Annotated in this window: 10 protein-coding genes; 3 read left to right on the forward strand and 7 right to left on the reverse strand. The window is 33.2% G+C overall.

The window, feature by feature from the left end:
• Positions 1-5: 5 nt before the first annotated feature.
• The 3 genes from lipB to IR010_RS17600 form a co-directional block, all read right to left on the reverse strand.
• Positions 6-707 carry a lipoyl(octanoyl) transferase LipB gene (gene lipB / locus IR010_RS17590; RefSeq protein WP_194570675.1) on the reverse strand — a complete coding sequence of 234 codons (702 nt, stop codon included), beginning with the start codon at positions 705-707 and terminating at the stop codon, positions 6-8.
• 5 nt (positions 708-712) lie between these two features.
• Positions 713-1,468 carry a hypothetical protein gene (locus IR010_RS17595; RefSeq protein WP_228515191.1) on the reverse strand — a complete coding sequence of 252 codons (756 nt, stop codon included), beginning with the start codon at positions 1,466-1,468 and terminating at the stop codon, positions 713-715.
• A gap of 172 nt (positions 1,469-1,640) precedes the next feature.
• Complete coding sequence (locus IR010_RS17600; protein ID WP_194605648.1) at positions 1,641-2,357, reverse strand: hypothetical protein; 717 nt, start codon at positions 2,355-2,357, stop codon at positions 1,641-1,643.
• Between the two features lie 278 nt (positions 2,358-2,635).
• Between IR010_RS17600 and lysS the strand changes: the two genes are divergently transcribed.
• On the forward strand, positions 2,636-4,336 hold the full coding sequence (gene lysS / locus IR010_RS17605) for a lysine--tRNA ligase (protein WP_194570677.1): 1,701 nt from the start codon (positions 2,636-2,638) through the stop codon (positions 4,334-4,336).
• A gap of 79 nt (positions 4,337-4,415) precedes the next feature.
• On the opposite strand, the gene IR010_RS17610 is transcribed toward lysS, so the two are convergent.
• Together IR010_RS17610 and IR010_RS17615 are read right to left on the reverse strand one after the other, a co-directional pair.
• Positions 4,416-5,018, reverse strand: a complete 603-nt coding sequence (locus tag IR010_RS17610; protein WP_194605650.1) for a hypothetical protein — start codon at positions 5,016-5,018, stop codon at positions 4,416-4,418.
• Between the two features lie 27 nt (positions 5,019-5,045).
• Positions 5,046-6,071: a 2-hydroxyacid dehydrogenase gene (locus IR010_RS17615; protein ID WP_194605652.1), complete on the reverse strand. Its 1,026-nt coding sequence runs from the start codon at positions 6,069-6,071 to the stop codon at positions 5,046-5,048.
• A 191-nt stretch (positions 6,072-6,262) separates the two neighbouring features.
• Between IR010_RS17615 and IR010_RS17620 the strand changes: the two genes are divergently transcribed.
• Complete coding sequence (locus IR010_RS17620; protein WP_194570680.1) at positions 6,263-6,700, forward strand: hypothetical protein; 438 nt, start codon at positions 6,263-6,265, stop codon at positions 6,698-6,700.
• A 164-nt stretch (positions 6,701-6,864) separates the two neighbouring features.
• Positions 6,865-7,611 carry a hypothetical protein gene (locus tag IR010_RS20160; protein WP_228515192.1) on the forward strand — a complete coding sequence of 249 codons (747 nt, stop codon included), beginning with the start codon at positions 6,865-6,867 and terminating at the stop codon, positions 7,609-7,611.
• A gap of 46 nt (positions 7,612-7,657) precedes the next feature.
• Here IR010_RS20160 and IR010_RS17630 read toward each other — a convergent pair whose 3' ends face one another.
• Together IR010_RS17630 and hemL are read right to left on the reverse strand one after the other, a co-directional pair.
• Entirely contained in the window at positions 7,658-10,138 is a 2,481-nt protein-coding gene (locus tag IR010_RS17630) for a zinc-dependent metalloprotease (RefSeq protein ID WP_194605654.1), read from the reverse strand.
• A gap of 176 nt (positions 10,139-10,314) precedes the next feature.
• Positions 10,315-11,601 carry a glutamate-1-semialdehyde 2,1-aminomutase gene (gene hemL, locus IR010_RS17635; protein WP_194570682.1) on the reverse strand — a complete coding sequence of 429 codons (1,287 nt, stop codon included), beginning with the start codon at positions 11,599-11,601 and terminating at the stop codon, positions 10,315-10,317.
• Positions 11,602-11,639: the final 38 nt, after the last annotated feature.

Below are 11,639 nucleotides of genomic sequence, written 5' to 3' on the forward strand. Positions count from 1 at the left end.
AAAGCTTATTTAATAAATTCAGCTTCAAATAAATTAGTTAAATGTTTTATGATTTTAGATTTCACTTCTTCTTCATCAACTTTTTCGACACCAAGTTCAACTTGCAAAGAAGTTACGCCTTTTCCGCGAATCCCACACGGAATAATATTATCAAAATAACCTAAATCTACGTTTACATTTAAGGCAAATCCGTGCATGGTTACCCAGCGTGAAGCTCTTACTCCCAATGCGCAGATTTTACGCGCAAACGGAGTTCCTGCGTCAAGCCAAACACCTGTTTCGCCTTCACTTCTGCCACATTTCAATCCGTATTCTTCTAAAGTTAAAATAATAGATTCTTCTAGAAATCTCAAATATTTATGAATATCAGTGAAGAAATTTTCTAAATCCAAAATCGGATATCCTACAATTTGTCCAGGTCCGTGATATGTAATATCGCCTCCTCGGTTGATTTTATAGAAAGTGGCTCCTTTAGCTTCGAGCTGTTTTTCGTTTAATAATAAATTCTCTAAATCGCCACTTTTCCCTAAAGTATAAACATGCGGATGTTCTACAAAAAGCAAATAATTAGGTGTCGGCAAGTCTAGTTCTTCTCTTCTATTTTTGATTTTTAGGTCGACTATCGATGCAAAAAGTTGTTCTTGGTATTCCCAAGTCGATTTATAATCTTTACTTCCTAAATCTTGAAGTTGAATTTTTTTGTTCATTTTAATTATTTTTCAAACTCGACTTCAAAGTTGAGTTTGTCAGGATTCTCCATATAATCCGTGAAAGGGTATTGAATTGTAATTGATTTTCTATCGTCGCTAAACAAAGCATTTGGGTTTGATGCTTTTTTGATTCGTTTAGGAAAATGATATTTGATAATATAATTTGATGATGCAAAAATCATTTTAGACATATCTGCAGAATCTTTTACTTTTTCTGCCAGTTTTTGTTTGTCAATAACGGCTTTACGTGTAAATTTTTTTCCATCATAAGTATAACTCAATTTACTTTTATTATCTCCCAAACCAGCCGGAAGAGGTGTTGATGGATTACTGCCAGTTTCTAGTTTTTGAATTGCATTCATCGATTGCAATATATCTTGAAGGTCGCCTACACTTTTAAAATCAGTTGCAAGCGTCATTAAAAATTGCTTTTTTTCAGCGTCCATTTTAGTATTAACTACAAAATTTTCAAGCTTTTTAAGTTCTTTTTGGGCTTCAGGAGACATTTTTGCAATACTGTCTTTTTTATCTGCAAATAATTGTTTGAAGGTAAAAGTAGAATCGATTGATTTTTTGCCATCGGCTCCCATTTGACTTCCTACTTGATCTCCAGCCATCTCCATAAGTGCGGAACCATCTAGATCGATAGCATACTTTCCAGTTCCGTTATCGTTTACATAAATATTTTCGGTAAAAGTACAGCTTGTGAGCGCAGCTAATAAAAAAGAAAAACTAAGTACTTTATATAATTTCATCATGGTTAATTTTTTATCAAAGATACGAAGTCTTTTCAAAATGTTTAATTGTTGATTTGTTTAATATTTATGCAAACATTGCCTACTCATTTAAATCATTTAAATGGAATAGTGCAGGTTATTTAGATGGAACTTTTTCAAAGTTTTTATTACAAAAAAATCTGTAAGCCATAATTTATTCTAAAACCACTTCGAGATTTGATATTTCAGGATTTTGTACACAATCTGAAAGCTGAAATTCTATCGTAAGAGATTTTTTATCAGCACTGAGAATTGCTTTTTCATTTGAAACCGATTTTATTTTTTTAGGAAAGAGGTATTTGAGCGTATAAGATTGTGTCAATTTATATTTAGAATATACTTTTTTTCTTTCCTCAATTTCTTTTTTTTCTTGATCGAATTTTTCTTGATCAAGAATCACAACATTCCTTTTAAAAACAGTTCCGTCAAAAGTGTATCTTATTTTAAAAAACCGACTTGATATCGGATAATTTTCTTTCAGAGAATTTGATAACCCAAGACTTTCATAAACATTTGGTATTTCATCTAATTTCTTGAAATCAAAAGAAACAATATTGTAATTTTCCATTTGAACTGGATCTGCTTTTATGTGCATTTTAACATTAGCATGTTGCTGAAATAGTGCTTGGTCAGCTTTACTATATTTGACAAAAGTTTCGTGATACTTTGTAATATAATCTTGAAAAGTAAATGTTGTATCTCTAAATTTTTCAGATCTGAAATTTGCTCTTCCTAGCTGTTCAACACTATTTTCATCACGAAGGCTATAAATTTCAATATTGCCACTTCCGTCTGGATTGAGATGGAGCGTCTCGGTAATCTGACAGCTTGAAAGGAGAATTAAAAATAAAAAGATTGCTAGTTTATTCATTTTTTGAAAGATTCTAAGATTCTGAGTTGCTAAGATACTGAGGTTTTTTATTTAATTCAAGCTAAGTCATCTTTTAAAACAAAATTTTGTCATTTAGCTCTGATAAAAGCCGTATCCTTTTTATTTTTTCTGCAAAAAAGATACATTGTCCCGAGGCTTTGGGAGCGGGACTGAACGTAATTGAAATCCCGTAAATTACTGCTATAAAAAATCTAAAATCTCCATTCTAAAATCTGCATTCTTTTCTTTATCTTTGCACACTTAAAAAAGAGCACAAAATGGCATTATCAGAACAAGAAATCATCCGAAGAGAAAAACTTCAAAACTTACGCAACTTAGGAATCAATCCTTATCCAGCTAATCTTTTTCCTGTAAATCATACTTCTAAGCAAATTAAGGAGTCTTTTGAAGAAGGTAAAAAGGTTATCGTTGCCGGACGTTTGATGAGTGTTAGAGATCAAGGAAAAGCTTGTTTTGCTGAGTTGCAAGATAGCGAAGGACGTATTCAATTGTACGTGAATCGCGATGTTTTGTGTGAAGGTGATGATAAAACTTTATACAACACGGTATTTAAAAAACTAACTGATTTAGGTGACTTTATTGGTATTGAAGGTGAATTGTTTACTACACAAGTTGGTGCTAAATGTATTCGTGTTAGCGGCTTTACTTTTTTGAGTAAAACTTTGCGTCCGCTTCCTTTGCCTAAAGTTGATGAAGAAGGAAACGTACACGATGCTTTTAATGACCCAGAATTACGTTACAGAATGCGTTATGTAGATTTAACAGTGAATCCGCAAGTAAAAGAAAATTTTATCAAACGTACAAAGTTATTTAGCGCGATGCGTGGTTATTTTAATGATGCTGGATACCTTGAAGTTGAAACTCCGGTTTTACAGCCAATTGCAGGTGGAGCTGCAGCGCGTCCGTTTATCACCCACCATAATTCGCTTGATATTCCGCTTTATATGCGTATTGCAAACGAATTGTATTTAAAAAGATTAATTGTTGGCGGTTTTGAAGGTGTCTATGAATTCTCGAAAAACTTTAGAAATGAAGGTATGGACAGAACGCATAATCCTGAATTTACTGCAATGGAAATATATGTAGCCTACAAAGACTACAACTGGATGATGGAATTTGCAGAAGGTTTATTAGAACATTGTGCAATTGCTGTAAACGGAACAAGCGAAGTTACTTTTGGTGAACACCAAATTAACTTTAAAGCACCATATGCTCGTGTAACTATGACCGATTCTATCAAACATTTTACTGGTTTTGATATTTCTGGAAAAACCGAAGAAGAATTGTTTGACGCAGCAAGAGGAATGGGAATTGACGTTGATAAAACAATGGGTAAAGGAAAATTGATTGATGAAATTTTTGGTGCTAAATGCGAAGGAAATTATATTCAGCCAACTTTCATCACGGATTATCCTAAAGAAATGTCGCCTTTATGTAAAGAGCACAGGGACAATCCTGAACTTACAGAACGTTTTGAATTAATGGTTTGTGGTAAAGAAATTGCAAATGCTTATTCTGAATTGAATGATCCAATTGATCAGCGTGAGCGTTTTGAAGATCAAATGCGTTTGGCAGCAAAAGGTGATGATGAAGCAAATGGAATTATCGACGAAGATTTCTTAAGAGCACTTGAATACGGTATGCCTCCAACATCTGGAATGGGAATTGGAATGGATCGTTTGATTATGTATTTGACAAACAATGCATCAATTCAGGAAGTTTTATTATTCCCTCAAATGCGTCCGGAGAAAAAACAATCTATTGAATTATCCGATGAAGAAAAAACAATTATCATTTTACTAAAAGGAAACGAAAATAAAATGGATTTATCGCAGCTAAAGGTTACAGCTAATTTAAGCGGTAAAAAATGGGATGCTGCCATGAAAAATTTATCTAAACACGGTTTGACTAAAGTTGCTGTTGAAGGCGAATTTAAAATGGTTGAATTAGTGGAATAGTTGATCGTTTGGAAAATTCCAAATGATATTTATAATATTTAAACCCGACACGTTTTTTAAACCAGTCGGGTTTTGCATTCTAAAACGAATATTTCTCCAATTTCTTCTCATTAATATCCAAAACTGAAGTACTTTCTTTTGGATTTTCACCTCTCCAAACTTCCTGAACAGATGGATTTGAAGGATATTTTCCGTTTTTCATTTTTAAAAGATGAAATTTTCCTCCAGTTTCAAATACAAGATCATAAAATTTTTCAGACACTGAAGCTGTTACTAAAATCGGAAAATCGGTTACGGAGAAACGATTGATTACACTTCCGTCGTTATTTAAAATAAAGCCTGAACAGCCTCCGCTTCCGCAGAAATAAGAATTAGAAAAACCAATAAAGTATTCGTTTTTCTTGTCATTATTTAAATCAAAAGCTTCATAATAAAAAAATCGATCATTTTTTGTCATTGCAGGCAAATCTTTCTCAAGCAAAACATTTAATTGCTTGCGAATCAGCTCGACTGCTTTGTCATCTTTTGGAGTAGCCTCACTTACATCTGCAGTTCCTGCAACAGTTTTTGATAAAGTATCTTCGGCAATTGTTTTAATTATATTTTTCGATTCGGTTTTGTCTTTATTTTGACAAGAATATAAAACCAGAATAGCAGATGCGATTAAAATTTTAGTCTTCATAATTTCTTATTTTTAAATTCGTAACATTTAAACTAACAATGCGGCTTTATTTTCAATATCATTCTCTATCAACAAAGATTTAATATTATTAAAAGTAACCAGAGCAATCTGGGTTAAAGCTTCATTGGTAAAAAATGCCTGATGTGCAGTAACCAAAACATTAGGAAAACTCATTAAACGCTGAATAGCATCGTCCTGTATAATATCAGCAGATAAATCTCTAAAGAAAAGTTTTTCTTCCTGCTCATAAACATCGATTCCCAAATAACCTATTTTCCCTTCTTTTAAGCCTTCAATTACACAGGCAGTTTCTATCAGTCCGCCTCGACTGGTATTGATGATCATAACGCTTTCTTTCATCAAATCGATAGAATTTTTATTGATTACATGTTTCGTTTGATCGTTTAACGGACAATGAAGAGAAATTATATCACTGGATTTAAAAATTTCTTCTAAAGAAACAAATTTAACTCCGTCCTTTTCCATTTCGTGATTTGTTACAATATCGTATGCCAATACTTTACAGCCAAAACCTAAAGCAATTTTTGCAAAAGCTTTTCCGATATTTCCTGTTCCAATAATTCCAATTGTTTTTCCGAATAAATCGAAACCTAATAATCCGTTTAGAGAGAAGTTTTGTTCACGAACTCTATTGTAAGCTTTATGAGTTTTTCGGTTTAAAGTCAAAATCATCGCCATCGCATGTTCTGCAACTGCTTGTGGTGAATACGCTGGTACACGGCACACTTTTATATTGTACTTTTTGGCTGCTTCCAGATCAACATTATTGAAACCGGCGCAACGTAATGCTATAATTTTTACATTTTTTTCTGCCAATTGTTTAATTACAGCTTCATTGACAATGTCATTTACAAAAACACAAACAATATGCGAATTTTCAATTAAAATGACGGTTTGCGAGTTAAGTTGCGTTTCATAAAAATCCAATTCAAAACCAAAATCAGCATTGTATTTATTAAAAAAAGTCTTGTCGTAAGGCTGGGTTGAAAAGAAAGCGATTTTAGTATTCTGTGATGTAGCAATTGCACTCATAATATTTTTTCTAAATTGTTAACTTCTTGATACCCTAAAAATACGCAATTAATTCTATAATTTTTTTATAACCAAAAGCGTTTTAATTAATTACACTTCAATTTGTTAAATAAATTATAATTCTCGCAATTCAATTAAACCTAATTAATCTTATAAAGTCTAATTCGTATAACAATTAAAAAACTTACCTCATGAAAAAATTATTTATCGCAGCTTTGTTATTCGTTGGAATGGCAAGTTTTGCACAAGACATGGATCAGCCATCTCGCGATCAAAGAGAAAGATTAACTCCTGAACAACGCAATGAAAAACAGTTAAAAAAACTAACAACTGATTTAAGTTTAGATGCAAATCAGCAAGCACAGGTAAAACAGCTTTTAGCAGAAAGAAGCGCTAAGGCTGAAAAACTTAGAGACGCTCGTAAAGCTCAAAAAAACAGCGATGTAAAACCAACTGCTGATCAGAGAGAAGCTTTCAAAAAAGAAATGATTGCCGAAAAAGAAGCAAATGACGCTAAAATGAAAACGATACTAACTGCAGACCAATATAAAAAATGGACTGCTATTCAGGAAGAGAACAAAGACAAAGCGAGAGAGAGAATGAAAGAGTACAGAAAAGAAAATCAATAATTACAATTAAAAAGAGGCACTGAAAAGCCTCTTTTTTTATTTCCTAATACAAATTATGCTTTTCTTAATACTTTCTGTTAAATAAAAGATAAACCTTAAAAACGCATTAAACTTATCCAAATCGCCGAAGTCTAAATGGTATAATCATTTAAAAAAAACGAATTATGAAAAAATTATTTATCGCAGCTTTATTATTCGTTGGAGTAGTAAGTTTTGCACAAGACATCAATCAGAAACCGGCGCGTGATCAAAAAGAAAATTTAACTCCGGAACAGCGAAATGAAAAACATTTACAAAAACTGACTTCTGAATTGAATTTAGATAAAAAACAGCAAGAACAAGTAAAACAGCTTTTAGCAGAAAGAAGTGCCAAAGCAGAAAAGTTTAAAGCAGCAAGAAAGGATAATAAAACAAAACCTACTGATGCAGAAAAAGAAGCTTTTAAAAAACAAATGACTGCTGAAAAAGAAGCTAATGATGCTAAAATGAAATCGATTTTGAATGCAGATCAATACACAAAATGGACTGCGCTTAAAAAAGAACATAAAGGTGATTTCAGAAAAGGTGATCATAAAAGAAAAGATCACAAAACGCCGCAAGAACGTGATCAAGCACATTTGCAAAAATTAACAACTGAGTTAAATTTAAATGCAGCGCAGCAAAAACAAGTTGGAGAACTTTTATCTGACAGAAGTACCAAAATGGAAATGCTTAAAAAAAGCAGAAAAGATGCTGATGCAAAGCCAACTGATGCTGAGAAAAAAGCCATGAAAAAACAAATGGAAGAAGATCATAAAGCAACAGATGCTAAAATGAAATCGATTTTGAATGCTGACCAATATAAAAAATGGACTGCGATTCAAAAAGAGAATAAAGATAAAATGAAAGATCACCGAAAAGATAAAATGTAATTGAGATCAAAAAAAAGAGGCTTTAAAAGCCTCTTTTTTGTTTTTATTATTTTATCGGATTTAAAATCAAATCAATTCTTTTGATACAATCTTCATAATGGTATTTTGTTTCTGTATTTACACCCAACGCTTTTGCCGCTGTAAGTGATTTTTTCAGAACGGTTAATTCACCTCTAACTAAAGCTCTAAGATCAGATTGAGAAACATTATAGTAAATGGTAGATCTGTCGTTAGGTTTAATTTCCTCCGTCATCAAGGCTCCCATCCTATCAATATACCCTCTTTGCAGATTTCTGCGGTAAATAGTAACGTTTGTTGCTGTTCCGGCTTCTTTCCAAATTCCTTTTCGGATGTCTTTAAAGAAATCCAATGCTTTGTAAGTATCTGCTCCTAGTATTTCATTATCCATTAATCTGCCTATACGTCCTAAACTCAACAAACTATTCAATTGTTTTACCTGAATATTTCTAAACGTTTCTGTATATCCTGCAAACTCAGTATTTTTTAAAGTATTTACATTTACAATCCAGGTTGGCGATGCAAAAGCATTTGCCTGAAGCCAATTCATTGCTTCAATTTGTCTTGCTTTTGGCACTGCTTCATAAACATTTCCAGCTTGATTTGGATTCTTTGTATTTTCATAAACACCTCCAACATTCGTTACAACATGACCTACATATCGGCTCCAAACATCTAGCATTTCTTTATACAACTCATCTAAATCATCGTAATTATTTGTGACATTACTCGTCCATTCACTTAAATGATTTGCCACATATTCTAGATTTTTAAGTCCGTATGTGCTCGCTTTCATTGAATTATTTCCAATATCTTCTGTTTGAGAAGAAGGATCAAATGCACTGCTTTGTTTTCCAAATTTATAAATTGGATTTCCAGCTTTTTCTAAAACCCATTTGTCTAAAGTTGGCGTTTCATCTTGTGGAGATTTCGCATTCGGAATTACTCTGTAACCCCAATTCAAAGCATAATGATCATATGCTCCCATTTTACGAATAAAACGAATATTTTGATCACCAGGCTGTGCAATATAATTGTAACGGGCATAATCCATTATACTTGGCGATATACCATTTTTCTGTGTAAATTCTCCATTTCTATAACTTTCACAATCATAAGAAGAGCTGGCGCCCATATTATGAGGAAAACCTAAAGCATGACCTACTTCGTGAGCAATTACCATTCGCATCATTTCGCCCATTTCTTCGTCGCTGGTCTGCAAAGTTCTAGCTTTTGGATTTGCAGCACCAGTTTCTAACAAATAACGGTTTCTATACGAACGCAAATGATTGTGGTACCAGATAACATCACTTTCGATAATTTCTCCTGTACGCGGATCCGAAACGCTTGGTCCCACCGCATTTCTAGTTGTACTTGCTACATAACGAATTACCGAATAACGAACATCTTCTGGACTAAAATCTGGATCTTCTTCTTTTGTTGGTGCATCTTTTGCAATAATTGCATTTTTAAATCCTGCCGTTTCAAAAGGTTTCTGCCATTCTTCAATTCCTTGTTTGATGTATTTTTTCAATTTCTCAGGAGTTGCCGGATCTAAATAATAAACAATAGGTTTTATTGGTTCAACCAATTCTCCTCTGTTATAAGCTTCAGGATCTTTCGGTTCTAATCGCCAACGGCGGATGTACGTTTTAAGATCTGATTTTAATTCATTGCTCCCATAATCGTATTGACTCACTGTAAAAAATCCAACTCTCGGATCTGCTAATCTTGGTTTCATCGGCACTTCTGGCAATAAAACCATCGATTGATTCATTTGAATACTTATCGATTCTGTGTCTTCTAAAATTGAAGGTTTCGAAGCATTATAAGTCATATCCTGAATCACTTCGATATTCATCGGAAAACTTTTGATTGTATTGATAAAACTTCTCGAATCATCAAGTCCTTTTACTTTATAGGTTTCACGCATTTCTGCAGAAATGCCGCTGATTGCTTTTACATCTGTACTATAAAATTTAGTTACATCGATAACAGTATTTGCTGAATCTTTACTGAAAGCAACAATATCAAAAGCAAATAAAGTTGGCTCATAATTGTTTGATTTAACCGAAATGCTGATCGGCAAAGTATCATTGGCAACTGAATTATATGATTTTGATTTGATAAGGATTTTATCCTGAAAGCGCTGCCAGACAATTAATTGTTCATTTGTTTCAGAACCCGCATTTACATATCCTCCTCCTAAATTAGAAGGCAGTTTAGAAAGTCGGCTTACTAAAAGCATATCCTTGTTCAAATATTTATTCGGAATCTCGAAGTAATACTTTTTATCTACTTTGTGAACTGTAAAAAGTCCTTCGTCAGATATAGCATCTTTTGTAATTACTTTGCTGTATTCTTTAATAGTTGATTCTGATTTTTTCTCTGGCGGAGGAGCAACAGCTGTCTCGTCTTTTTTAGATTTTTTCTTTGTAGATTGGGCAAATTGATGGGTTGGAAACAGCACAAAAGCGGCCATTGTAGATAAAATGAAAAATTTCTTCATTTACTGTAGGTTTAGTGGTTATTTGATAAACAAAAATAATTTTTGATTACAATTATACAAGTAAATAACCGCTCATTAACTTTTTATTAACTAAAAAAAATCAAATTTAAAGCAATAAAAAAGGCTCAACTTTAATTAAAAAGTCAAGCCTCAAGGTAAATTATTCGAATTCTATATTAAAATGTTTTTGAAACTTTATCAATTGCATTAATAGTAAAATCTAAATCTTCGTATGTTAATGCATCTGTAATGAACCAAGTTTCATATGCTGATGGCGCGATATAGATGCCTTCCTGCAACAATCCGTGGAAGAATTTCTTGAATGTTTCATTATCTCCTTTTGCAGCTGTTTGAAAATCTACAACAGGATTTTCATCAAAATGAACAGAGATCATAGACCCTACTCTATTGATGGTAAAAACAACATTATTTGCTTTTAAAACGCGATCAATTCCAGCTTCTAAATAGGCTGTTTTTTCCTCCAAACGCGTAAAAATTTCACGATCATTATTTAAAGATTGCAGCATCGCTAAACCTGCAGCCATAGCCAAAGGATTTCCAGATAATGTTCCAGCTTGATAAACTGGACCAAGAGGTGCAAGATAATTCATAATTTCAGCACGAGCTGCGAAAGCACCAACTGGCAATCCACCGCCAATTACTTTTCCAAAAGTTACAATGTCAGCATTAATATTATATAATTCCTGAACCCCGCCTCGCGCCAAACGGAAGCCGGTCATAACCTCATCAAAAATCAATAAAATTCCGTTTGCTGTACACAATTCTCTTAAACCTTCTAAAAAACCTTTTTGAGGCGGAATACAGCCCATATTTCCGGCAACTGCCTCAATAATGATAGCTGCAATTTCTCCTTTATTAGCTTCAATTAAAGTTTTTACATTTTCTAAATCATTGTATTTCGCCAATAAAGTATCTTTTGCGGTGCCTTCTGTAACGCCTGGACTATTTGGAGATCCAAAAGTTACAGCTCCACTCCCAGCCTGAATTAAAAATGAATCCGAATGCCCGTGGTAACAGCCTGCAAATTTGATGATTTTATCTCTTTTTGTAAATCCTCTTGCAAGACGAATCGCGCTCATGCAAGCTTCTGTACCTGAATTTACGAATCTGATTTTGTCAATATTTGGAACCATAGAAACGGCCAAAGCTGCGATTTCTGTTTCTAGTTCTGTTGGCATTCCAAATGAAGTTCCCAATTTTGCTTTTTCGATTACGGCATCAACCACTGGCTGATATGCATGACCCAAAACCATTGGTCCCCAAGAATTGATATAATCGATTAATTTATTTCCATCTTCATCATATAAATAAGCACCTTTTGCACTTTTTACAAAAATAGGAGTTCCGCCAACTGCTTTAAACGCTCTTACTGGTGAATTTACTCCTCCTGGAATTACTTTTTCTGCTTCAGCAAAAAGCTGACTACTTCTTTTATATATCATTTTTTATTTTAGATTTCTGATATTAGATTTTAGATTGT

Source organism: Flavobacterium sp. MR2016-29 (genome assembly GCF_015350695.1).
Lineage (GTDB): Bacteria > Bacteroidota > Bacteroidia > Flavobacteriales > Flavobacteriaceae > Flavobacterium.